Here is a 23,107-nt window from a genome sequence, read left to right on the forward strand (position 1 = left end):
TATCGCTATAAGCTATAGGCATTAGGCCATAAGCTTAAAAGCAAAACATACAAACAAGCTTAGAGCATTAGGGAAAAGCCTAAAGCTTAAAGCCTAAAAAGCCTAAAGCAACAATGAAGCAATACTTAGATTTAGTAAAACACGTTTTAGAAAACGGCAATCAAAAAGGAGACCGAACAGGAACCGGAACAAAAAGTGTTTTTGGATACCAGATGCGTTTTGATTTGAGTGAAGGTTTCCCGATGGTAACCACCAAAAAACTGCATTTAAAATCTATTATTTACGAACTGCTTTGGTTTTTAAAAGGGGATACTAACATTGCTTATCTTCAGGAAAACGGAGTTAAAATTTGGGATGCCTGGTCAGATTCAAACGGAGACTTAGGACCTGTTTACGGCCATCAATGGCGTAATTGGAATAGTGAGGAAATTGATCAGATTTCTGAATTAATTACTGAATTAAAAACAAACCCTAACAGCAGAAGAATGTTGGTTTCTGCATGGAATCCGTCTGTTTTACCGGACACAAAAAAATCATTTGAAGAAAATGTTGCCAACAATAAAGCAGCTTTGCCTCCTTGCCATGCTTTTTTTCAGTTTTATGTAACCAGTCCCGATACTGATAAAGGGGAAACAAAAGGAAAATTATCCTGTCAACTGTATCAAAGAAGTGCCGATATATTTCTGGGGGTTCCTTTTAATATTGCCTCTTATGCCCTTTTAACCATGATGATTGCTCAGGTTTGCGATTTGGAATATGGTGAATTTATTCACACTTTTGGAGATGCACACATTTACAACAATCATTTTGAACAATTGGAATTACAATTGACACGCGAACCAAAACCGCTGCCAAAAATGATTTTAAATCCGGAAATCAAAAACATTTTTGATTTTGATTATAACGATTTTACACTTTTAGATTACGAACCACACGCCGGCATAAAAGGCAGCGTTGCTGTATAAATATAAAATCCGCTAAAAGCGGATTTTTTTATATAACTAATACACTATTTTCACTGCCTGCATAATCATTCCATCTATATGAATCCGCTTCTGGTTCATTAACATAAATTCCGTCAATGACATATTTGAACTCATAAATTGCGTCTTTCACCAAATCATAAGTCGCTTTAAAAGTTCCATTTTTCAACTTACTCAAAGTTCCTTCACTGGCATTCCAATTGTTAAAATCTCCAACTACAGCAGCTGCATCAGCATCTTTAGCATCAATTGAAAATGTAACCTTACAAACTGGTTTTGTTTTTACAAATTGTTTCTTTAAAGCCATAACTATTTAATTTTTAGATTAATACCTCTAAATTACATCATTTCACTTAAACATTCAATATGTAGTTAAGCGAATTATGATAATAACAAAAAGGTAATATCAATTTCATTCAATTCATAATTTATCGACCCTTAAATTTTGAATTTCAGATTGCAGGTTCATTTTGAGGCAAATATTCTGCGATCGGAATATTGAGTTTTCAAAATAAATTCTAACTTTATAATCTCATTATTTTTTATCTTATGGAAAAGGAAATACACGAACAATATGAGTATGCCAGAAGAAGACTCAGACAAAAGAAAATTTTATATTTTCATTTTGTACTTTTTCTTTTAGGAAGTTTGTTTCTGTTTATTGCAAACAGATTCTTTGGACTTGGCGTAAATGTGAACAATACGAACCAAAACTGGTGCATTTGGGTTATATCCATATGGCTTTTTATTTTTATTCTTCATTTTATAAAAGTCTATATTACAGACAGATTTATGAATAAAAACTGGGAAAGAGAACAAATTGACAGACTTGTTGCCCTGCAACAAAAAAGAATCAGTCAATTAGAATCAAAAATAAACGGCGATACAGAAAATAAAATTTAGTTAAGCATACCATGATTATAATGATAGCGGCAGTTGCCGAAAATAATGCTCTTGGGAAAAACAATGAATTGGTTTGGCATTTACCAAATGATTTTAAAAGATTTAAAGCACTAACAACAAACCATTATATTATTATGGGAAGGAAAACTTTTGAAAGTTTTCCGAAACCATTGCCAAACAGGACCCATGTAGTAATAACCCGCCAGAAAGATTACAATCCTGAAGGCTGTATTGTGGTGGATAGTATTGAAAAAGCAATCGCTGTATGTCCTGAGGATGAAGATTCATATGTAATTGGAGGGGGAGAAATCTATACCCTGGCTCTGCCTTACGCCGATATTATAGAAATTACCAAGGTACATCACACGTTCGAAGCCGATGCTTTTTTCCCTAAAATTAGTAAAAGTGAATGGCAGCTAGTAGAAGCGGAAACCAATTTAAAAGATGAAAAACATCTTTATGATTATACTTACGAAACTTACATTAGAAAATAAAAAAGAAAAACACCCTCAAAAGAGGATGTTTTTAATAAAATGATTCCGTTTAGGGTTTCTCAGGAATAGAATTTGATAAAATAAAAATCACCTGACATGATTGTTATAACATTTGATATTTTCTGAGACAAGTCTCAGAAAAGTCTTTAATACCAAATACCACGAAGGTATTAAAGACAAAGAAAATTAAAATTTCCAAAAACAAATTTAATCCTAAGAACGTATTTGCGCTTTAAAAAATAATATTGCTATTAAGAACAATATTTTCAAATCTACCACCTGAACAAACAAATAACCAACGCAAAAGCATTCATTTGATTTAAGCCGCTAAACCAGTAATCATTAAATGGTTTTAATATTTTTACATGACAAAATTGATTATAATTTCCTACGTACACAATACCCACTTACCGTGATTTTTATAATATACCTGCTTTAGGTGAGCGTAAAAAAATATCCCTTCAGGTAAAAAAACATTTCTTCTCCAATTAATTTTACAAATTAAAAAACTGAATTACAGTTAAAGAAGATTTGTATTATATTTGCGTAAATAAAAAAAATGTCTGAAAAAATAACTCCGTATAAAAATTCAACACTGGGCAAAAAAGAACAGGTTGCCCAAATGTTTGATAACATCTCTGGTAACTATGATAACCTAAACCGCGTAATTTCATTTGGGATTGATGTTAAGTGGAGAAAAAAAGTATTGAAAATAGTATCTGATAAAAAACCAAAAAAAATTCTCGATATAGCGACAGGAACAGGTGATTTGGCTATTTTGATGTCAAAAACAAATGCCGAAAAAATAATTGGTTTAGATATTTCTGCCGGAATGCTTGAGGTTGGGAAAAAGAAAGTGGAAGAAAAAAAGCTTTCTGATACTATCGAATTAGTTTTAGGAGATTCTGAAAACATACCGTTTGAGGACAATTATTTTGATGCTATAACAGTTGGTTTCGGGGTTAGGAATTTTGAAAATCTTGAAAAAGGTTTTGCTGAAATTTTAAGGGTTTTAAAACCAAATGGCGTTTTTGTTATTCTGGAAACTTCGGTTCCGGACAAAACACCTTACAAACAGGGATATAATTTTTACACTAAAAATATACTTCCTTTAATAGGGAAATTGTTTTCAAAAGACAATTCAGCTTATGGATATTTGTCCGAATCTGCAGCTGCTTTTCCTTATGGAGAAGCTTTGAACAATATTTTAAGAAAAATTGGGTTTATAGATGTTGTGGCTATGCCTCAAACTTTTGGAGTTGCAACCATTTATTCTGCTTCTAAAAAATAGTATGAAAAAAACAGTAATCTTAATTTTATTAGTCTTAACGACAAAGGGGTATTCTCAATTTGCTAAAAGTATGTTTAGTAAAGATCCTATTATTAATCTCGAAAACTGGCAAAAGCAACGTCTGTATTTCGGTTATTATTTAGGCTTTAATAGTTTTGACTTCAAATTTGATTACAAAAATGTTGTTGAACAGGACATTCAGGTAAAAAAAACAACCGGTTTTAATGTTGGGGTTGTTGCTGATTTGCGATTACAGGAATATATCAACTTGCGTTTTGAACCGGGTTTGTATTATTCTAAACGTGATTTATATTTTCCGGGTGTGGGTGAATTAGAGAAAGATTATCTGAGGGAAGTAAACAGTACTTATATCCATTTCCCTTTATTATTAAAGTTCTCCGCTTTGCGTACGGGCAATATTCGCCCTTATTTAGTTGGCGGAATGTCTACTACTTTAAATTTATCGAGTAACTCAAAATCTAAAGACGATAACTTTCAGCAAAAATTCAGGGTAAAACCATGGACGGCTGCTTATGAACTTGGTTTTGGTGTTGACTTTTTTACTGAATATTTTATTTTCTCACCTTCTGTCAGAGGAATGTTCGGTATAACGGATGAATTGATTCGTGATAATCCGGCAAATGGTGCAAGTCCGTGGACAGATAATATTGATTCTATGAAATCGAGAGCTATTTTAATAAATTTCACTTTTCATTAAAACAAATTCTTAACTATTTCGTTTAAATTCACTAAGAATAATTGCTGTTGCGGTAGCGACGTTTAAACTTTCGGTTTTTTGCAGGTCTCCAAATCTTGGAATTGTAATTCGGCTGGTAATCATTTTTTCAATCTCTTCAGAGATACCATTGGCTTCATTACCCATAATAATGATTCCGTCTTTAGGCAGATTTGATTGATAAATATTGTCCCCATCCATGAATGTTCCAAAGACAGGCAACTCTGTTTGTGCAATAAATGTTTTCAGGTCAGTATAATTTACATTTACTCTGGTAATAGAACCCATTGTAGCCTGTACTACTTTTGGATTGTAAATATCAACGGTTTCTTTAGAACAAATAATTTGTCCGATCCCAAACCAGTCACAAAGACGTAAAATTGTTCCCAGATTTCCGGGATCACGAATGTCGTCCAGTGCCAGAATCAAACCGGAATTGGTTATTTTATTTTCGACCGGAATTTTGAAAACCGCAAGACAAGAATTTGGAGTCGTTAAAGCACTTATTTTTTTAAGTTCCTGTTCATTAATAATCGTACGTTTTGAAGGTTTAACTTCTTCAAAATCATTTTGTGTTGTGTATAAATGTTCTAATTCAAGGTTGGATTGCAAGAGTTCCTGAATTACCTTTACTCCTTCGGCAAAAAATAATTGATTTGCAAAGCGTTGCTTTTTTTGATGTAAACCTGATATAAGCTTTATTTGGTTTTTACTAACCATAAAATAATGTACTTTTGAATTAAATATTTAATAACACTTGAAAAAGAATTCCACAAAAATAACAGCATTTATTCTAATAGCAATACTTATTTGCGCCTGTAATGCTGTAAAAAGAGTTCCTGACGGAAAAAACCTGCTTACGAAAAACAATATTCGCGTAAACGGAAAGTCTACAAATGATGAAACAGCAGCTAACCAAATGTACCAGAAACCAAACGGTACACTATTAGGATACAAACTGCGCCTGAATTTATACAACCTGGCCAACTTAAATCCTGATTCAACTTATCAGGCAAAATTCAAAAAAAATCCGGGTTTATATGAGCGTCAGTCTAAAATATTATCTGCAAAACAAGTTGACCGCCTTGGACAGTCTTTTTTATACAAAGGAATTCACGAATTTTTAAAAAGCACCGGAGAACCTCCTGTTATTATTGATACTGCTAAAGCAAAAAAATCTTTATTACGCTTAAAATATTACTATTTCAATAATGGTTATTTTAATGTAAAAACAGATTATGACATTGATAGTGTCGGATTTAAGAAAGCTAAGATTAATTATAATATTACCACAGGTCCTGCTTATCTTTTAGATTCTATAAAGACAACAATCAAAACCCCGGCACTTGATTCATTATACAAAACAAACAAAGAGCCGTCAATCTTAAAATCAGGAAATCAATTTAAAACGGCAGATTTTGAAGAAGAAAAAAATCGTGTTACAACCTATTTTAGAAATCACGGTGCTTACTTTTTTCAGCCAACATATGTAACGTACGACATTGATACTATTGGCAAAAAAAACAAGGCAGATGTTAACCTGATTATCAATGATAATAATATTCAGGAAAAAGATTCAAGCCGTACAGAACCTTTTAAATTATACAAAATAAGTGATGTAAACATTTACACTGATTATTCTCCTGTAAATTCAAAAAGCCAGATAAAGGACAGTACAACTTATAATAACTTTAATTTGTACAGTTACAAAAAACTAAAATATAAGCCCCGTGCTATTACCGATGCTATTTTTATCTCAAAAGGAAGTACTTTTTCTGATACCAGAACTACGCTTTCCTCAAGATATCTAAATAACTTAAAAATTTTCAATTACCCGTCTATCCAGTATGAAGTTGATAAACGCGACCCTACTGCACAATCGCTAATTGCAAATGTTTTTCTTACTCCAAGAAAAAAATACAGTTTTGGTGCCAGTTTAGACCTTACACACTCCAATATTCAGGATTTTGGTATTGGAGCAAGTATTTCTGAAACGATTCGAAATGTTTTTAACAGAGCAGAAACTTTAGAAATATCTGCCCGTGTCAATATCGGATCATCAAAAGACATGGCTAACCCCAATGATAATTTCTTTAATGTTTCGGAATATGGTCTTGACATGAAATTAAATTTCCCAAGAATATTATTGCCTTTCGGAACCGAAAAAATTATTCCGAAAAGAATGATTCCATCTACAAGTATTACTGCCGGTTTTTCTAAACAGACAAATATTGGTCTTGATAAGGAAAATTTTACAGGAGGTCTTTCTTATAACTGGAATCCAAAAAGAAATAACACCGCAAAGTTAGAATTACTAAATGCACAGTTTGTACGTAATTTAAATCCTAATAATTATTTTAATGTCTATACTTCTTCTTATAGAGAATTGAATAATATTGCCAGTGTTTATAATACTGATCCATCAAATTTGGATGATGATAGTAATTTAATAGTCAGCGAAGGGACTAACAATTTTACTAATCAGGTATTAACAGAACAAACGGCTTTAACACCTGAAACTAAAGAATATAAAGACGTTGAAAGCATTGAAGAAAGAAGGCTTAGACTGACTGAAAATGATTTTATTCTGGCTACGAGTTATACTTTTACCAAAACCACCAAAAAAGATTTAGCTGACAATACTTTTTATCAGTTTAAAACTAAGATTGAATCTGCAGGAAGTTTATTAACAGCCATTTCTAATGTATCAAGCCTGCCGAAGAACTCAAATGGTCAATATGTGATATTTAATCTTCCTTATTCTGAATATATAAAAACCGAATTTGAATATATCAAACACTGGGATTTTGGGAAAGAAAAGGTATTGGCGGTAAGAAGCTTTTTTGGAATTGCAATTCCTTTTGGAAATTCTAACTATATCCCGTTTTCGCGAAGTTATTATTCAGGAGGTTCGAATGATAACCGCGCATGGCAGCCATACGCATTAGGTCCGGGAAGCACCAATGCTTCAAATGATTTTAACGAGGCAAATATGAAAATCGCCCTTAGTGGTGAATTTAGGTTTAAAATTTTCGGAGATGTCAAAGGAGCGATCTTCGCAGACGCCGGAAATATCTGGAATGTACTCGATAATGTCGTAGATACGAAAGCAAGATTTGACAACTTAAACGATTTAGATGAAATTGCTTTGGGTTCAGGATTTGGTTTGCGTTACGATTTAAGTTTCTTTGTTGTTCGTTTAGATTTAGGCTTCAAGACCTATAATCCGGCGCATGAGAAGGGAGACAGATGGTTTAAAGAATACAATTTTGGGCACTCGGTTTTAAATTTTGGAATAAATTATCCGTTCTAATGCTAATTAATTCTTATTTTTGCAACCTAAAAACTAAAAACAACTATAAAAAAAATTACAATGGCACACAATATCAAACCAGGAGTAGCTACAGGAGATCAGGTTCAGGAGATTTTTAATTATGCGAAAGAAAAAGGATTTGCATTACCAGCAGTAAATGTTACTGGATCAAGCACGATTAATGGAGTTCTTGAAACTGCAGCGAAACTAAACGCGCCAGTTATCATTCAATTTTCAAACGGAGGAGCACAATTTAACGCTGGAAAAGGATTATCTAACGCAGGTGAGAAAGCAGCTATCGCTGGTGGAATCGCCGGAGCAAAACATATTCATACTTTGGCAGAAGCTTACGGAGCAACTGTAATTTTGCACACTGACCACTGCGCAAAAAAACTTTTACCTTGGATTGATGGTTTATTAGATGCTTCTGAAAAACATTTTGCAGAAACAGGAAAACCATTATTCAGCTCTCATATGATCGATTTGTCTGAGGAGCCAATCGAAGAAAACATCGAGATCTGTAAAGAATATTTAGCAAGAATGAGCAAAATGGGTATGACATTAGAAATCGAGCTTGGTATTACAGGTGGTGAGGAAGATGGTGTTGACAACTCTGATGTTGATAGTTCAAAATTATACACACAACCAGAAGAAGTAGCTTATGCTTATGAAGAATTATCTAAAGTAAGCCCTAAATTTACAATTGCAGCTGCTTTTGGTAACGTTCACGGTGTTTACAAACCAGGAAACGTAAAATTAACTCCAAAAATCTTAAAAAATTCTCAGGATTTCGTTCAAAACAAATTCAACACTGGACATAACCCGGTAGATTTCGTTTTCCACGGAGGTTCAGGTTCGACACTTGAAGAAATCAGAGAAGGAATTAGCTACGGAGTTATCAAAATGAACATCGATACTGATTTACAATTTGCATACACTGAAGGAATTCGTGATTATATGGTTAAAAACATTGACTATTTGAAATCTCAAATCGGTAACCCTGAAGGTGCTGATGCTCCGAACAAAAAATACTACGACCCAAGAAGATGGGTTCGTGAAAGCGAAGTAACATTCAATGCAAGACTTGAACAAGCTTTTGCAGATTTAAATAACGTAAACACGCTTTAAATTTTAGATTTCTGATTTTAGATTTCAGACTTCTAAAAAAGCCTGAAATCTAATTTTTTGAATCGGATTAAAAATCTAAACTTTAAAATCTACATTCTAAAATTAAAAAAATGGCTTGGTTTAAAAGACAGGAAAAAGGGATTACGACCGCTACAGAAGACAAGATGGACGTTCCGAAAGGATTGTGGTACAAATCTCCAACAGGAAAAATTATTGATGCAGACGAATTAGCCAGAAACTTATTCGTAAGCCCTGAAGATGATTTTCACGTTCGAATTGGAAGCGCAACCTATTTTGAGATTTTATTCGACAATAACGAATTTGTTGAATTAGATAAAAACATGACTTCTAAAGATCCTCTGCATTTTGTGGATACAAAAAAATATGCAGAAAGATTGAAAGATGTAATGGAAAAAACCCACCTTAAAGACGCTGTGCGTACAGGAGTGGGAAAATCTAAAGGAAAAGACCTTGTAATCTGCTGTATGGATTTTGCCTTTATTGGTGGATCTATGGGAGCTGTTGTAGGAGAAAAAATCGCAAGAGGAATTGATCACGCTATCAAAAACAACATGCCTTTTGTAATGATTTCTAAATCTGGTGGTGCTCGTATGATGGAAGCTGCTTATTCTTTAATGCAATTGGCAAAAACATCTGTAAAACTGGCACAGCTTGCAGAAGCTGGTTTACCTTACATTTCTTTATGTACAGATCCAACTACCGGAGGAACAACGGCATCATACGCCATGTTAGGAGATATTAATATTTCTGAGCCAGGTGCATTGATTGGTTTTGCCGGCCCTCGTGTTGTTCGTGATACTACTGGTAAAGATTTACCAGAAGGTTTCCAGACTGCTGAGTTTCTTTTAGAGCACGGTTTCCTAGACTTTATCACGCCTAGAAAAGATTTAAAAGATAAGATCAATTTGTATATCGATTTGATTCAGAATAACAATATTAGATAGTTTTCGAACTTCTTAAATCATATAAAATCCCAGGAAATTACTTCTTGGGATTTTTTTTTATATCAATAGTTAATATATCGTTCCTACGGAACTTCTGAATACATCATTTCATCTTTCAACGGAATGAATTCCGTTGCTACAAAATATATAATTCCTACGGAATTTTTTATGTTTTCTTATTTAGATGGCATCTTAAATTAGCTCGCTTTTTTCAAATCCTTTTTCAGTTCTTTCTCAGCAATTTTAAAAACTAATTTCTCACGCCAGATCGCATAACGCTCTCTAAAAACTACTTTGATAGCACTATCAACTGCACCGTGCATAAATAAACTCCAAACACTGGCAATTTTTCGTGAAATTGATGAATCCCAAGCACGAAGTGTCAAAGAAAAAGAACCATCTATATAACGCATCCAGTGCCACATTCCGGTTGGCATAAACAAAGTATCGCCGTGTTCCAGAAAAACTTCGTAACCTTCTACTCCCTTAAGAGCCGGAAATTTCTCGAAATCAGGATTTGCTACATCGTAATCTTCTAATGCATATGTTGTATTGGGAAGACAATAAAGCCTTTTCTTCCATTTATTATCAAATAATATAATGTGTTTTCTGCCTCCAAAATGACTATGGAAAAGATGGGGTAAATCGATATCATAATGCAAAAAGGTAATCGCTTTTGAACCTCCAAAAAACATTGCGGGCATGCTTTCGATAAAACCACCCATTAAATCTTTGGGGATTATTACATCTTTAACCAATTCGGGTCTGTGTTTAAAAAGATTAAAGAAAAAAATACGCAAATCTGTAGGTTCCCTTTTTATCAAATCGAGATATTCGCCAAATTTCATAGTCGCAATTGAAGCATTGATTATTTTGGAGGGATCTGCTTTGGAGTTATCTACCAATTTTACTTCAATGTCTCCGGCAATTTCCTTAAAATAATCAACAGACCATTTTTCACGTGCGGGCCAGTCTTTTGTTAATCCTTTTATAATTAACGGCTTTCTTTTATCTAAATAGTTTTTTTTGAATTCTTCTCTGGTAATAGAATCAACGGTATCAACAGGTTTTAAAATAAAGCTCATTTGTTATCATTTTGAATTAAAAATGTGCACTTCTTAAAATTCTAAAAAATGGTCTCAAAAATTCACAACCAATAACAAAGATAGCCATTTTACATACCTGTTCGAATCGCTTCTACAGGATCTAGTTTTGCAGCAGAGATTGCAGGCAGAATTCCTGATATTAATCCAATAAGAGCAGCCAGACTGGTTCCTAAAATTACATTTCCTAAACTTAGGACAAATTCAAAATCAAGAAGTTTTGTCAAGAGTAATGAAATTCCCCAAACCATCAATAAACCTATTATTCCTCCGATAACAGATAGAATAACAGCTTCAAACAAAAACTGAAATAATATAAACCTGTTTTTTGCACCTAATGATTTTTGTATTCCAATAAGATTTGTTCTTTCTTTAACCGAAACAAACATAATATTCGCGATTCCGAAACCGCCCACTAAAAGAGAAAATCCGCTAATAATCCATCCCACAAAATTCATCTGACCTAAAATACCATCAATAAAATCGGTAAATCCTGAAAGTACATTGATAAAAAAGTTATCCATCTCCCCTGCTTTCATTCCTCTTATGGCCCTAAGTTTTTGTGCTACTTCAGCTTTATAGGCATCCATATCGATACCTTTAACCGGTTTTAAAACAATAACCGGCGTCATGGAATCGCTGTCTCCGTACATTCTTCTCAAAAAATTAGCCGGTAAATAAACCGATGTATCATTGCTGTCTCCAAAAAAACCTGCCCCTTGCTTGGCTATAACTCCAATTACCGTAAAACGCTGCCCGTACAAACGAATATTTTTTCCGAGCGGATCACTCGATCCAAAAAGTCCATCAGCAATATCGTATCCTAAAACAATAACAGCTGTTCCCGAGTTAGATTCAGATTCATTATAAAATCTTCCTTTGTCAAAACTTAATCCGTCAATATCGACCATTTCAAATGAAGAAGGAATAATATTGACATCTGCCACCGTTTTTGAATCATATTTTAAAGTTTCCCTGTTCACAAAAAGCTGATAGCCTACTTGTTGGGTATTATTGAGCGAATTTTTAAGGCCAATGTATTCATCATATTTCACATTGGGAAATTGTTCTCTTTTCCATTGTGGGATTTCTGATGGCCCGAAGCAAAATTTCATTAAATAAATTGTATTTTTATCTAAGCTGCTCAAATCTTTAGAAATTTTACGGTCTAAAGAATCAACCGCAGCGAGTACGGCAATAATTGAAAAAATACCAATTGTAACACCTAGCAGTGACAATAGTGTACGCAATTTATTATTTCGCAAAGCGTTTATGGCAAAGCTCAGGCTTTCTTTTAATAACCTTAGATAAACAATCATATTTCTGTATTTTTCAATAAAGTAAAATTCAATAATTTAAAAACAAAAACCTAACAAAACTTAACTTACTCATCAGTAGATTTTTTTACTATAATGTTACAATAAATGCTTTAAAATAATATTTAAAAAAACTACTTTTGCAGTCTGAAAATCATAACTACACAATGAACACAACTAAAAAAATACAATCCGCTTTAATATCTGTTTTTTCCAAAGACGGACTAGAGCCTATCGTTAGAAAATTACACGAACAAAATGTTACACTTTACTCTACCGGAGGAACTGAAGATTTTATTAAAAACTTAGGAATTCCTGTAGTTCCGGTTGAAGATATTACTTCTTTTCCTGAAATTCTTGGAGGAAGGGTTAAAACATTACACCCAAAAATATTTGGTGGAATTTTGAATCGTCAAGATAACGAAAGTGATGTAAAACAAATGAAGGAATTTGATATTCCTCAGATTGATTTAGTTATTGTTGATTTGTACCCGTTTGAAAAAACGGTTGCGTCTGGTGCAAGCGAACAGGATATTATTGAAAAAATTGATATTGGCGGAATTTCATTGATCCGTGCCGGTGCAAAAAACTTCAAAGACACTGTAATTGTGGCTTCTGTTAATGAATACAGCTTGCTTTTGGATTTAATTACAGAACAAAACGGAAGTACAACTCTTGAAAACAGAAGGTTGCTTGCTACAAAAGCTTTTCACGTATCATCCCATTATGACGGGGCGATTTTTAATTATTTCAATGCCGACGAAACGATTTATAAAGAAAGCATTGCCAATGGCCAGGTTTTACGTTATGGAGAAAATCCACATCAAAAAGGATTCTTTTTTGGAGATTTTGATGCAATGTTTAGCAAAATTCACGGAAAAGAGTTATCTTACAATAACCTGCTAGATGTTGATGCAGCAGTAAATTTAATAAATGAGTTTAAAACTGACGGACCGACATTTGCTATTTTAAAACATAACAATGCTTGTGGTTTAGCTTCAAGAAAAACAATCAGCGAAGCTTATCTGGCTGCTTTGGCTTGCGATCCTACATCTGCCTTTGGCGGAGTTTTGATTGCAAATACCAAAATAGATGTAGCTACGGCTCAGGAAATCAACAAATTGTTCTGCGAAGTTGTAATTGCCCCATCTTACGATGATGAAGCGATTGCCATTTTAGAAGAAAAGAAAAACAGAATTATATTAATTCAGAAAGAAGTTGAATTACCTTCAAGACAAGTGAGAACATGTCTTAATGGTTTGTTAATTCAGGAAAGAAATAATATTACTGATACTAAAGAGCATTTAAAAACCGTTACTACTACTGAGCCGACAGCTCAGGAAATAGAAGATTTGATATTTGCTTCAAAAATTTGCAAAAACACAAAATCAAATACAATTGTTTTTGCTAAAAACGGAACATTGATTTCGTCTGGGACTGGTCAGACCTCAAGAGTTGATGCATTAATGCAGGCTGTTGACAAGGCTAAAGCTTTCGGATTTGATCTGACAGGAGCTTCTATGGCAAGTGATGCATTTTTCCCATTTCCGGATTGTGTAGAATTAGCCAAAAAAGCAGGAATTACAGCAGTAATTCAGCCGGGAGGATCAATAAAAGACGAATTAAGCATAAATTATTGCAACGAAAATAATCTTGCAATGGTATTTACAGGAACACGTCATTTTAAACATTAATTTGTTTAACTTTGTTCGATAAATTAATTATAACATTTTAAACCCCTAAAAAACTTATGGGATTTTTTGATTTCATGACCGAGGATATTGCGATAGACCTTGGTACCGCAAACACTTTAATCATTCACAATGATAAAGTTGTTATTGATAGCCCTTCTATCGTTGCACGCGACAGAATATCAGGCAAAATCATTGCTGTTGGTAAAGAGGCCAATATGATGCAAGGTAAAACGCATGAAAACATCAAGACCATAAGGCCTTTGAAGGATGGTGTAATTGCAGATTTTGATGCTTCGGAAAAAATGATCAACATGTTCATTAAAAGTATTCCGGCATTAAAGAAAAGGATGTTTACTCCGGCTTTAAGAATGGTAGTATGTATTCCTTCGGGAATTACTGAGGTTGAGATGCGTGCGGTAAAAGAATCTTGTGAGAGAGTAAACGGAAAAGAAGTTTACCTGATTCACGAGCCTATGGCAGCAGCAATTGGTATTGGTATTGACATTATGCAGCCAAAAGGAAACATGATTGTTGATATTGGAGGTGGTACAACTGAAATCGCTGTTATTGCATTGGGTGGAATTGTGTGTGACAAATCTGTAAAAATTGCAGGTGACGTTTTCACAAATGATATCGTGTATTACATGCGTACACAACACAATCTTTTTGTTGGAGAAAGTACTGCAGAGAAAATAAAAATCCAGATTGGAGCGGCTATCGAAGATTTAGATGGTCCTCCGGAAGATATGTCAGTTCAGGGTAGAGATTTACTTACCGGAAAACCAAAACAAGTAGATGTTTCTTACCGTGAAATAGCAAAAGCTTTGGATAAATCTATTCAGCGTATTGAGGATGCCGTAATGGAAACACTATCTCAGACTCCTCCGGAATTAGCTGCCGATATCTATAATACAGGTATCTATTTAGCTGGTGGAGGATCTATGTTAAGAGGTCTTGACAAACGTATTTCTCAAAAAACAGATTTACCTGTTTATATTGCTGAAGATCCTTTACGCGCAGTTGTTCGCGGAACAGGAATGGCTCTTAAAAACATTGCAAAATTTAAAAGCATCTTAATAAAATAAGATTCTAAATAATAATCAAACACTTTTATGAGAGTTGAATTTATAACATTTAACTCTCATAAAAATTGAACCCATAAAGCATATCCTGAAACAAAATAACCAAACAAGAAATGCAGCAAATTTTTAATTTTATTATAAGAAACAGTAATCGATTGCTGTTTTTGCTGCTTTTAGGTATTTCGTTGGTTCTCACAATTCAATCTCATTCGTATCATAAAAGCAGAGTAATCAGTTCGGCTAATTTTTTAAGCGGTGGTGTTTACGAAAGAATTAACCGAGTGAATGAGTATTTGAGCTTAAAAACCGAAAACGACGAATTGGTACTTGAAAACGCAAGATTAAAAAGTCTTTTGTTTAATAAAGAAGACACAACCAAAATACCTTTGGCGGATAGTATAAAAGGGGTAAAACCTGCTGATATTATTGTTTCAAAAGTAATTCATAATTCATACAGTACACACGAAAACTATATCACTTTAAATTCCGGAGCAAAAGAAGGAGTTAAGCAGGATATGGGAGTAATCAATAGTTTAGGTATTATTGGCGTTGTAGATAATACATCCAAAAACTATTCTACAGTAGTGAGTATTTTGAATATGAAATCGCAGATTAATGCAAAAATCAAAAAATCTAATCACTTTGGTTCTTTAACCTGGAATGGTAAAAGTACTGGATTTGTACAACTGGAAGACGTTCCAAGGTTAGCATCTATCCGAAAAGGAGATACAATCGTTACCGGAGGTCAGTCTGTTATATTTCCTGAAGGAATTAATATCGGAACAGTAGACAAAATTTATGTTAAAGATAAAACCAGTTTTTATGTTATCAATGTAAAACTGTTTAATGACATGACAAATCTTGGCCATGTTTATATCATCAAAAGTAAAGATCGAGAAGAACTTATTAATTTAGAAAAAAAGGAGAAAGATGAATAGCGCCTTGTTAGTCAATATTTTTCGATTTATTATGTTACTGGCAATTCAGGTTGTTATTTTCAATAATATGAACTTTTTAGGATACATAAGTCCTTTCCCATATCTTTTGTACATTATCCTTTATCCTGTAAACAGTAACAGATCAGGTTTAATTATCTCAAGTTTTTTACTGGGAATCACGATGGACATGTTTTGTAATTCAGGCGGTATACATGCAACAGCCTGTGTTATTTTAGCTTATTACAGACCTTATATTTTCAAGTTCTCATTTGGTTTGAGTTATGAATACCAGACTATTAAACTTAATGAATCATTAACACCGGAACGTTTTTCATTTATATTGGTTTCTGTTATTTTACATCATATAATACTATTTACTCTTGAAGCTTTTCAATTTAAATTTATCTGGGACATTTTACTCCGAACTTTGTTTAGCTCCATATTTACCATAATCATTTCAATTATAATAATTTATCTTATTAAGCCCAATAGAAGATGAGAAAAGTTCTGCTGCCCTCTTTAATTATTATTGCATCATCTTTGCTAGTGATCAGGATATTCTATTTGCAAATTATTGATGATTCTTTCAAATTAAAATCAGAAAATAATGCCATAAAAAAAGCATATGATTATCCTGAAAGAGGATACATATATGATCGAAATGGTAAATTATTAGTAGCAAACCAGGCTTCATACGATATCATGGTTATCCCGAGAGAAATCAAGGAAGACCTCAATGTTGGAGAGTTCTGCAACCTTTTGAACATTACAAAAGAAGAATACGAAAAAAGAATTGCCAAGGCCAGAGTATATAGCCCGAGATTACCTTCAGTATTTTTATCACAATTAAATAAAGCCGAATTTGCTGCTTTTCAGGAGAAAATCAGAAAATACGATGGCTTCTATTTCCAGAAAAGGTCACTTCGTGATTATGAAGTAGATTATGGCGCAAATATTTTTGGATTTATAACTCAGGTAAATGAGAGATTAATTGCCAAAAATCCATATTACAATAGTGGTGATTTGATTGGAATGCAAGGTGTAGAACAAAGCTATGAAGAAATTTTACGCGGAATAAAAGGTGTAAAATATATTCAAAAAGACAAGTACAATAGAGAAATTGGTTCATACAAAGAAGGAAAATATGATACCATTGCCGTAGCAGGAGAAGATATCAACCTTACGATTGATGCTGAACTCCAAAAATATGGAGAAGAATTAATGATCAATAAAAGAGGCGGAATTGTTGCTCTTGAGCCTAAAACTGGTGAAATTTTAGCATTGGTTACTGCTCCTTCTTATGATCCGGGAATTTTGGTAGGAAGACAAAGATCAAAAAACTATACACTTTTATATCACGATTCTATTGCAAAACCTTTGTATGACAGGGGTCTTTTGGCAGAATATCCTCCTGGATCTCCATTTAAAATCTTAACTGGCTTAATTGCATTACAGGAAGGTGTAATTAATGAACAGACAACTTTTATGTGTCATCATGGTTTCAGTTACGGTAGAGGTCGTTTCATGAAATGTCACGGTTTTGGCCCTCATCAGTTACATAACGGAATCTACAATTCATGTAATACGTACTTTGCCCAGGCATATATGTTAACCATTAATAAATTTAATGATCCCGGCAAGGCTGTCGATGTGTGGAGCGATCACATAAAAAGTTTTGGATTGGGTCAGTTTATGGGATATGACTTGCCAACTGGTAAAAGAGGAAATATTCCAACTTCTAAAACCTACAAAAAAATATATCCAAACGGAGGCTGGAGAAGTACCACAATTGTATCAAACGCTATTGGCCAGGGAGAAGTTTTAATGACTCCGATTCAGCTGGCGAATATGATGGCAACAGTTGCAAATCAGGGATATTATTATACTCCTCATATCATTAAAAAAATTGAAGGAAAAAAAATAGACGCAAAATTCACAACCAGGCACGAAACTACAATTGACAAAAAGTATTTTCCTCCGGTTATAAGTGGCTTGTTTGATGTTTATAATAAAGGAACAGCTTATGCCTTAAGAGTAGAAGGAATTGATATTTGCGGAAAGACTGGTACTGCTGAAAATTATGCGAAAATTGACGGAGTAAGAACAAAACTAAAAGATCACTCTATATTTGTGGCCTTTGCACCAAAAGACAATCCTAAAATTGCTATAGCAATCATGATTGAAAATGGAGGTTTTGGCGCTACAGTTGCAGGACCAATTGCCAGTTTGATGATTGAGAAATATCTAAAAAAGAAGATTTCAAGAAATGATTTGGAAGTTCGTGTTTTAAACAAAAGTTTAATAAGCGAATATGCCAAATTGGGAGGCATCAATGCAGCCAGTGCAATCGAATCAACGCCTAAAGATTCTGTTTTAAAAGCTAAGATTATCGCTCCTAAAACAGCGACTCCCAAGACAGAACCTAAAAAAACAGTACTAGATACCATTAAAGAGAACTAACAAGATTATTTCAAATGAAAAATCAAAGTGTAAAAAAAAATATTGACTGGATAAGTGTTATTATCTACTCTGTACTTGTTGTATTAGGGTGGTTAAATATCTATTCCTCTTCATTATTATCTACTGATGGTACTTATGAAAAACAATTAATATTTATTGCATGTACGATTCCATTGATATTTATCGTTCTTTTTGTCGATGGTAAATTTTATGAAAAATATGCCAGTATTATTTTTGGAGTTGCCTTATTATCATTGGCCGGTTTATTTCTTTTTGGAAAAACAATTGCAGGTCAGCGATGCTGGTATGCCATTGGAAGTTTTACCATACAGCCATCTGAATTTGCAAAAGCAGCAACCGCATTAGCATTGGCAAAATATTTAAGTGACAGCCAGATAAATTTAAAAGAAACCAACAGACAGATTCAGGCACTTGCCATTGTCTTTTTACCTGTTCTTTTAATCTTACCTCAGCCTGACCCTGGAAGTGCTTTGATTTACAGTATTTTCCTTATTGTTTTATTTAGAGAAGGATTACCTTCCTGGTATATCTGGACAGGTTTTTTAGCCATATTATTATTTGTCTTAACGCTTATTTTAGAACCGTATGTGGTTATATTAATTTCTCTTGGAGTATTAATAATCATCCATTTTAAAGGACGTGCCGTTGACAGAAATCTTCTTTTGAGCGCAATTTTACTAGCCCTTATTTCCGGCTTTGTCTTATCTGTTGATTATGTTTTTGATAATGTCTTCAAGCAGCACCATAGAGACCGTTTCAATATTTTACTAGGAAAAACGGTAGATATGAAAGGTATCGGTTATAACACTAACCAATCTGAAATTGCAATTGGATCCGGTGGATGGATTGGCAAAGGTTTTCTGGAAGGAACACAAACCAAAGGAGGTTTTGTACCGGAACAACATACCGATTACATCTTTACAACAGTTGGTGAAGAATGGGGTTTTGCGGGGTCATTGGTTGTAATTGCTCTTTTTGCCGGATTACTTTTAAGAGTTATATATTTAGCCGAAAGGCAGAAAACTAAATTTAGCCGTGTATATGGCTATTGTGTTGCCGGAATTCTATTTATACACTTTTTTGTAAATATAGCGATGGTTGCCGGGATTTTCCCAACAATTGGAGTTCCATTACCGTTCTTTTCATACGGAGGTTCAGGGCTCTGGGGATTCACAATTTTGCTGTTCATTTTCTTAAAAATGGATGCTAATAAAGTAAATGAATGGTAGGTAGGAGAAGTTACTAAGGCTCTAAGATGCGAAGGTTCTAAGTTTTTATAATTAATAAACTTTTAAATTCAAATTTCTTTTTAGACTATCTGTTTAGTGTAGCCATCCGGAAAATTTTAATGTTTTACCTGAATACTAATCGATTGTTTGTATCAAGAAATCCTCATTATCTTCATTATAAAATAAAAAAAGTCCGAAGCTTTATTACTTTCGGACTTTTTTATGTTATATATTTTCGCTTGGTCTTTTCTTTAGAAGTTTAAGTAAAACCGGGAATGTTGAAATGATAACGATAATAATAATTATATATTCAATATGTTCTTTTAAGTCTATCCCTTGTTTTAAAAACACACCATATAAATAATGTCCTGAAAAGATCAATAAAAATGACCACAGAAATGAGCTTAAGATGTTATAGAACATAAATTTCTTTTTGTCCATCGAAACAATTCCGGCAATTATTGGGGCAAAAGTTCTAAAGATTGGAAGAAAACGGGCGTAAATAATTGCTTTACCTCCGTATTTTTCAAAAAAGTCTTTTGATTGTAACAAATATTTCTTTTTGAACCAGAATGAATCTTCTTTTTTAAACAGATAATATCCGCTCTTAGCTCCAAACCAATATCCGGTCATATTTCCTAAAACTCCCATTATGGCTACCAAAAGAGAGAGTAAAAATACATTTATAAAATCTCCGGGGATATAAACGACATTTTCAATTAAATCACGGCTATAAATACCAGCTAAAAAAAGCAAACTGTCTCCGGGTAGAAAAAATCCTGCAAAAAGTCCTGTTTCAGCAAATACTATAAACAAAACAATATATAAACCAATTTGAAAACCGCCAATACTTAAAGTGATATAAAATTCAGGATTAACTAATTGAGTCCAGTCGAAATTATTCATAAATGAGTTTGGTTATATTTAAGTTCGTGAAAGTAACAATAATTTACTTCAACCACAATAAAATGCTATATTTTAAAGATAAATTAACGATTCAAAAAGCCCATGCTTTACACTTGGACTTTGAATTTATTTATTGTCTTTCGTACTTGCAGCAAGTATGCAAATTATCATAATCTTCCTGTGTCGCTTTAACTTCTTTTGTATCATGCCCTACTTTTGCAATCGCTTTATTTAAATCTGCTGATGAAGATTTTTCCTCGTTTAAAATTACTGTGAGCTGGTGAGAACTGATATCCCAATTGGCCATTTTTACTCCAGGAACACTAAAAGCCGCTTTTTCAATACGTTTTTTACATTGTTCACAATTGCCATTGACTTCTGTAACATATTTTAGATTTTTGTTTTTCTTCGTTTGAGCCTGAGCTGAAAATCCTAAAAAAGTGATTATCGCAACTAAAATTATTTTTTTCATTTTGTCTGTTATTAAGTATTTATAAATTTGATAGTATCTGTTTTTATTTAATTTTAAATCGTAACCCCGCGTAATACATTTGTCCAAAAATTGGAGCGTACGCAACTGAGGCGTCAAAATCCGGTCCAAAAGGATCATCTGCTCCTAAGATTGCTTTTTCCTGTTTGTAATTCCCAATGTTTTCTCCTCCAATGTAAACCTCAAAAACTGGCGAAAAAACCCTTGTAACCTGAAGATTCATAACCGCATATGATGGTGAAAATTCAGAAAACTGATTTTCTGCAGGATTTGATGCCGTGTAAGGAAGTTGTTGCTTTCCAGACCAGTTAAAAGTATAATCAAATTTCCATTGTTTATCGTCTTTCAAATTGGTTTCATATTCAATGTTTCCTAAAAAACGGTGTTTTGCCTGCAAAGGACGCTGAAAGGTTCCACGCAAATAATCGGTCTGGATGTCATAATATTTATAAGCTGTACGAAGATTCAGGTTATGGATTAACTCATAATTGAATTCAACCTGTAAACTATTTGCAAATGAACTGCCTTTCAGGTTATAAAACAAAACCTCCTGTGGACTTTGCATAATATCTACAATTGCCTGATTTTGAAAATCGGTTCTGTATAAATCAAAACCTGCCTCTGCATTTTTATTAAAAAGTTTGAATTTCTGAGAAAAACTCACTCCGTAATTCCACGCAATTTCCGGATTCAGACCATAAATCTTTCCGCTATTATCCAGAATAGAAAAAGTTCTTGAACTGGCAAAAAGCTGTTGATTTTCGGCAAAAATATTAGCCGTACGTTTTCCTCTTCCGGCAGAAAAACGAAGCACTCCGTCTTTCCACGGATTATAACGCATATGCAGACGAGGGGTCATAAAAAAGCCAAGTCTGTTATGGTTATCGACTCTTCCGCCCAAAATCAGACTAAAATTATCGGTATTGTCATAAGTATATTCAAAGAAAGCTCCAACAGAATTATCAGTTCTGCTATAGTCGTTCACATTCACAAACTCCCGATACTGATCATAAGTAAAGTTTAAACCGGTTGTAAATTTGTGCATTGTATTATTGATGATTGAATTAAAAATCAAATTAGAATAATAACTGTTCTGCTTAATGTTATACTGGTTTAAACCAAAATAAGATTCCTGATTATGACTATTAAAAGCGTTCTGAAAACCAATACTCTGATAGGGCATATCCGGAAAAACATAACCAATTTTTGTTGAAACGTCAAAGCGCTCGGTATTGATTTCTGAACCCCAGTAATTGGTTGTCCCTCTGTCTCTGTCTTTATCAAAATTTACTTCGCCGGTTTGTTTTTTATCATTCATATATCTGAAATTGATAAAACTAACCAAACCACTTTCGGTGTCATAATATTGATATCTGTTCAGTATATTTATTTGCTTTCCTAAAGGGTTATCCAGAAAACCATCATTATTCATGTCATTTTTTGCAACACGTGTATTTCCATGAAGGAACAGACTAGTCGCCCATTTATCAGATATTTTTTTGTTGAAGTGTGTATTCAATTCAAAACGGGAATCAGTCGATCCGTAAGCGTTTAGAAAAAACGGAATATCATTCAACGGTTTTAAAAGTTCTGTATTGATCTGGCCTGAAATACTTTCATAACCATTTACGACACTTCCCGCTCCTTTCGTAATCTGCACACTTTCAATCCACGTTCCGGGTGTAAATGACAATCCATACGCTTGCGAAGCTCCCCGAACTGAAGGGATGTTTTCTTCGGTAATCATTAGGTACGGACTTGTTAGTCCGAGCATTTTTATTTGTTTTGTTCCGGTTAAGGCATCGGAGAAATTGACATCTATAGACGGATTAGTTTCAAAACTTTCTGCCAGATTACAACAAGCGGCCTTTAAAAGTTCTTTGCTTGTGATAACAGAGGTATTGGTCGTAAGGGTATACGACTTTTTAATTCCTTTTTGCTTTTTTGTAATTTTCACTTCCTCCAGGTCTTCTTGAGAGAACACAGAAACAGAAAGCAAAAACATAACAAAAAGCATTATATTTTTTTGCATAAAAATTGATTTTAATGTTATTA

The 23,107-nt window shown here is 33.6% G+C and carries 21 protein-coding genes; 14 read left to right on the top strand and 7 right to left on the bottom strand.

The window, feature by feature from the left end; translation table 11 throughout:
- The first annotated feature begins 113 nt into the window (after positions 1-113).
- Positions 114-965: a thymidylate synthase gene (locus DCO46_RS02180; protein WP_116750965.1), complete on the top strand. Its 852-nt coding sequence runs from the start codon at positions 114-116 to the stop codon at positions 963-965.
- 28 nt (positions 966-993) lie between these two features.
- Here DCO46_RS02180 and DCO46_RS02185 read toward each other — a convergent pair whose 3' ends face one another.
- Positions 994-1,290, bottom strand: coding sequence for an isoamylase early set domain-containing protein (locus DCO46_RS02185; protein ID WP_116750966.1), 297 nt, complete (start codon positions 1,288-1,290; stop codon positions 994-996).
- 242 nt (positions 1,291-1,532) lie between these two features.
- On the opposite strand from DCO46_RS02185, the gene DCO46_RS02190 reads away from it, so the two are divergent.
- The 4 genes from DCO46_RS02190 to DCO46_RS02210 all read left to right on the top strand — a co-directional run bounded on the left by DCO46_RS02190 (position 1,533) and on the right by DCO46_RS02210 (position 4,389).
- Positions 1,533-1,886 (top strand): 2TM domain-containing protein, encoded by a 354-nt coding sequence (locus DCO46_RS02190; RefSeq protein WP_116750967.1) that lies wholly within the window; start codon positions 1,533-1,535, stop codon positions 1,884-1,886.
- An 11-nt stretch (positions 1,887-1,897) separates the two neighbouring features.
- Positions 1,898-2,380, top strand: coding sequence for a dihydrofolate reductase (locus tag DCO46_RS02195; protein ID WP_116750968.1), 483 nt, complete (start codon positions 1,898-1,900; stop codon positions 2,378-2,380).
- 559 nt (positions 2,381-2,939) lie between these two features.
- Entirely contained in the window at positions 2,940-3,671 is a 732-nt protein-coding gene (gene ubiE, locus DCO46_RS02205; RefSeq protein WP_116750969.1) for a bifunctional demethylmenaquinone methyltransferase/2-methoxy-6-polyprenyl-1,4-benzoquinol methylase UbiE, read from the top strand.
- A gap of 1 nt (position 3,672) precedes the next feature.
- Positions 3,673-4,389 carry a porin family protein gene (locus DCO46_RS02210; RefSeq protein ID WP_116750970.1) on the top strand — a complete coding sequence of 239 codons (717 nt, stop codon included), beginning with the start codon at positions 3,673-3,675 and terminating at the stop codon, positions 4,387-4,389.
- A 9-nt stretch (positions 4,390-4,398) separates the two neighbouring features.
- Here the strand turns inward: DCO46_RS02210 and DCO46_RS02215 are convergent, their stop codons facing one another.
- The gene (locus DCO46_RS02215) at positions 4,399-5,127 is read right to left on the bottom strand and encodes a TrmH family RNA methyltransferase (protein WP_116750971.1); all 729 of its coding nucleotides are present in this window, start codon (positions 5,125-5,127) and stop codon (positions 4,399-4,401) included.
- Positions 5,128-5,164: 37 nt separating this feature from the next.
- On the opposite strand from DCO46_RS02215, the gene DCO46_RS02220 reads away from it, so the two are divergent.
- The 3 genes from DCO46_RS02220 to accD all read left to right on the top strand — a co-directional run bounded on the left by DCO46_RS02220 (position 5,165) and on the right by accD (position 9,813).
- Complete coding sequence (locus DCO46_RS02220; RefSeq protein ID WP_116750972.1) at positions 5,165-7,720, top strand: BamA/TamA family outer membrane protein; 2,556 nt, start codon at positions 5,165-5,167, stop codon at positions 7,718-7,720.
- Positions 7,721-7,780: 60 nt separating this feature from the next.
- Positions 7,781-8,848 (top strand): class II fructose-bisphosphate aldolase, encoded by a 1,068-nt coding sequence (fbaA, locus tag DCO46_RS02225; RefSeq protein ID WP_110305799.1) that lies wholly within the window; start codon positions 7,781-7,783, stop codon positions 8,846-8,848.
- Between the two features lie 110 nt (positions 8,849-8,958).
- Complete coding sequence (gene accD / locus DCO46_RS02230; RefSeq protein WP_116750973.1) at positions 8,959-9,813, top strand: acetyl-CoA carboxylase, carboxyltransferase subunit beta; 855 nt, start codon at positions 8,959-8,961, stop codon at positions 9,811-9,813.
- Positions 9,814-10,010: 197 nt separating this feature from the next.
- Here the strand turns inward: accD and DCO46_RS02235 are convergent, their stop codons facing one another.
- Together DCO46_RS02235 and DCO46_RS02240 are read right to left on the bottom strand one after the other, a co-directional pair.
- Complete coding sequence (locus DCO46_RS02235; protein ID WP_116750974.1) at positions 10,011-10,898, bottom strand: cupin-like domain-containing protein; 888 nt, start codon at positions 10,896-10,898, stop codon at positions 10,011-10,013.
- Positions 10,899-10,987: 89 nt separating this feature from the next.
- Positions 10,988-12,235: an ABC transporter permease gene (locus DCO46_RS02240; RefSeq protein WP_116750975.1), complete on the bottom strand. Its 1,248-nt coding sequence runs from the start codon at positions 12,233-12,235 to the stop codon at positions 10,988-10,990.
- A 164-nt stretch (positions 12,236-12,399) separates the two neighbouring features.
- On the opposite strand from DCO46_RS02240, the gene purH reads away from it, so the two are divergent.
- The 6 genes from purH (at position 12,400) to rodA (ending at position 19,656) form a co-directional block, all read left to right on the top strand.
- Positions 12,400-13,926 carry a bifunctional phosphoribosylaminoimidazolecarboxamide formyltransferase/IMP cyclohydrolase gene (purH, locus tag DCO46_RS02245; RefSeq protein ID WP_116750976.1) on the top strand — a complete coding sequence of 509 codons (1,527 nt, stop codon included), beginning with the start codon at positions 12,400-12,402 and terminating at the stop codon, positions 13,924-13,926.
- 56 nt (positions 13,927-13,982) lie between these two features.
- Positions 13,983-15,011, top strand: coding sequence for a rod shape-determining protein (locus DCO46_RS02250; protein ID WP_007804822.1), 1,029 nt, complete (start codon positions 13,983-13,985; stop codon positions 15,009-15,011).
- 110 nt (positions 15,012-15,121) lie between these two features.
- On the top strand, positions 15,122-15,946 hold the full coding sequence (mreC, locus tag DCO46_RS02255; RefSeq protein ID WP_116750977.1) for a rod shape-determining protein MreC: 825 nt from the start codon (positions 15,122-15,124) through the stop codon (positions 15,944-15,946).
- Positions 15,939-16,445 carry a rod shape-determining protein MreD gene (locus tag DCO46_RS02260; protein ID WP_116750978.1) on the top strand — a complete coding sequence of 169 codons (507 nt, stop codon included), beginning with the start codon at positions 15,939-15,941 and terminating at the stop codon, positions 16,443-16,445. The genes mreC and DCO46_RS02260 overlap by 8 nt, the downstream gene beginning before the upstream one ends.
- On the top strand, positions 16,442-18,406 hold the full coding sequence (gene mrdA, locus DCO46_RS02265) for a penicillin-binding protein 2 (RefSeq protein ID WP_116750979.1): 1,965 nt from the start codon (positions 16,442-16,444) through the stop codon (positions 18,404-18,406). The genes DCO46_RS02260 and mrdA overlap by 4 nt, the downstream gene beginning before the upstream one ends.
- A gap of 14 nt (positions 18,407-18,420) precedes the next feature.
- Positions 18,421-19,656 carry a rod shape-determining protein RodA gene (gene rodA, locus DCO46_RS02270; RefSeq protein WP_116750980.1) on the top strand — a complete coding sequence of 412 codons (1,236 nt, stop codon included), beginning with the start codon at positions 18,421-18,423 and terminating at the stop codon, positions 19,654-19,656.
- 225 nt (positions 19,657-19,881) lie between these two features.
- Here rodA and DCO46_RS02275 read toward each other — a convergent pair whose 3' ends face one another.
- From DCO46_RS02275 to DCO46_RS02285, 3 genes are all read right to left on the bottom strand, one after another.
- Positions 19,882-20,562, bottom strand: a complete 681-nt coding sequence (locus tag DCO46_RS02275; RefSeq protein WP_116750981.1) for a DedA family protein — start codon at positions 20,560-20,562, stop codon at positions 19,882-19,884.
- A gap of 130 nt (positions 20,563-20,692) precedes the next feature.
- Positions 20,693-21,034, bottom strand: a complete 342-nt coding sequence (locus tag DCO46_RS02280; protein ID WP_116750982.1) for a heavy-metal-associated domain-containing protein — start codon at positions 21,032-21,034, stop codon at positions 20,693-20,695.
- Between the two features lie 43 nt (positions 21,035-21,077).
- Positions 21,078-23,084 carry a TonB-dependent receptor plug domain-containing protein gene (locus DCO46_RS02285; protein ID WP_116750983.1) on the bottom strand — a complete coding sequence of 669 codons (2,007 nt, stop codon included), beginning with the start codon at positions 23,082-23,084 and terminating at the stop codon, positions 21,078-21,080.
- Between the last annotated feature and the right edge of the window lie 23 nt (positions 23,085-23,107).

This window comes from Flavobacterium sp. HTF (assembly GCF_003105115.1).
Classification (GTDB): Bacteria; Bacteroidota; Bacteroidia; order Flavobacteriales; family Flavobacteriaceae; genus Flavobacterium.

What these genes read in the sequence shown, in the direction of transcription:
- DCO46_RS02180 (WP_116750965.1), top strand. Translation starts at nt 114, where the DNA reads ATGAAGCAATACTTAGATTTAGTAAAACACGTTTTAGAAAACGGCAAT.
- DCO46_RS02185 (WP_116750966.1), bottom strand. Translation starts at nt 1,290, where the DNA reads ATGGCTTTAAAGAAACAATTTGTAAAAACAAAACCAGTTTGTAAGGTT.
- DCO46_RS02190 (WP_116750967.1), top strand. Translation starts at nt 1,533, where the DNA reads ATGGAAAAGGAAATACACGAACAATATGAGTATGCCAGAAGAAGACTC.
- DCO46_RS02195 (WP_116750968.1), top strand. Translation starts at nt 1,898, where the DNA reads ATGATTATAATGATAGCGGCAGTTGCCGAAAATAATGCTCTTGGGAAA.
- ubiE (WP_116750969.1), top strand. Translation starts at nt 2,940, where the DNA reads ATGTCTGAAAAAATAACTCCGTATAAAAATTCAACACTGGGCAAAAAA.
- DCO46_RS02210 (WP_116750970.1), top strand. Translation starts at nt 3,673, where the DNA reads ATGAAAAAAACAGTAATCTTAATTTTATTAGTCTTAACGACAAAGGGG.
- DCO46_RS02215 (WP_116750971.1), bottom strand. Translation starts at nt 5,127, where the DNA reads ATGGTTAGTAAAAACCAAATAAAGCTTATATCAGGTTTACATCAAAAA.
- fbaA (WP_110305799.1), top strand. Translation starts at nt 7,781, where the DNA reads ATGGCACACAATATCAAACCAGGAGTAGCTACAGGAGATCAGGTTCAG.
- accD (WP_116750973.1), top strand. Translation starts at nt 8,959, where the DNA reads ATGGCTTGGTTTAAAAGACAGGAAAAAGGGATTACGACCGCTACAGAA.
- DCO46_RS02235 (WP_116750974.1), bottom strand. Translation starts at nt 10,898, where the DNA reads ATGAGCTTTATTTTAAAACCTGTTGATACCGTTGATTCTATTACCAGA.
- DCO46_RS02240 (WP_116750975.1), bottom strand. Translation starts at nt 12,235, where the DNA reads ATGATTGTTTATCTAAGGTTATTAAAAGAAAGCCTGAGCTTTGCCATA.
- purH (WP_116750976.1), top strand. Translation starts at nt 12,400, where the DNA reads ATGAACACAACTAAAAAAATACAATCCGCTTTAATATCTGTTTTTTCC.
- DCO46_RS02250 (WP_007804822.1), top strand. Translation starts at nt 13,983, where the DNA reads ATGGGATTTTTTGATTTCATGACCGAGGATATTGCGATAGACCTTGGT.
- mreC (WP_116750977.1), top strand. Translation starts at nt 15,122, where the DNA reads ATGCAGCAAATTTTTAATTTTATTATAAGAAACAGTAATCGATTGCTG.
- DCO46_RS02260 (WP_116750978.1), top strand. Translation starts at nt 15,939, where the DNA reads ATGAATAGCGCCTTGTTAGTCAATATTTTTCGATTTATTATGTTACTG.
- mrdA (WP_116750979.1), top strand. Translation starts at nt 16,442, where the DNA reads ATGAGAAAAGTTCTGCTGCCCTCTTTAATTATTATTGCATCATCTTTG.
- rodA (WP_116750980.1), top strand. Translation starts at nt 18,421, where the DNA reads ATGAAAAATCAAAGTGTAAAAAAAAATATTGACTGGATAAGTGTTATT.
- DCO46_RS02275 (WP_116750981.1), bottom strand. Translation starts at nt 20,562, where the DNA reads ATGAATAATTTCGACTGGACTCAATTAGTTAATCCTGAATTTTATATC.
- DCO46_RS02280 (WP_116750982.1), bottom strand. Translation starts at nt 21,034, where the DNA reads ATGAAAAAAATAATTTTAGTTGCGATAATCACTTTTTTAGGATTTTCA.
- DCO46_RS02285 (WP_116750983.1), bottom strand. Translation starts at nt 23,084, where the DNA reads ATGCAAAAAAATATAATGCTTTTTGTTATGTTTTTGCTTTCTGTTTCT.